Genomic DNA, 237 nt, shown 5'->3' with positions numbered 1-237 from the left:
GGTCCCATGGTCATCCGCAGGAGGAACAGCCGGCGGTATCTCCCTTGGATGCAGTACCTGGCCATCGTGGGGCGGAGGGTGGTGGAGACGGTGGGGAGCATGCTCCATCACCTCTTCCCCAGGCGCATCCACGCCGTGACCCAGGAGGGTTTCGTCATCAAAGTTCTCACCTTCGTCCTGGCCCATAACATCAGTCTCCTGACCCAGAAGATGGCTGGGTAGCAACTTGGGTTATAC

General features: G+C 59.9%; 1 pseudogene. It reads left to right on the top strand.

What is annotated here, in order from left to right:
• Nucleotides 1-222 (top strand): annotated as a pseudogene (locus tag ACYQ0J_RS10065) (IS982 family transposase); the annotation flags it as partial.
• Nucleotides 223-237: the final 15 nt, after the last annotated feature.

It is taken from the genome of Thermus sp. FJN-A, from assembly GCF_054655095.1.
This window is presented reverse-complemented; position numbering and strand designations above follow the sequence as displayed.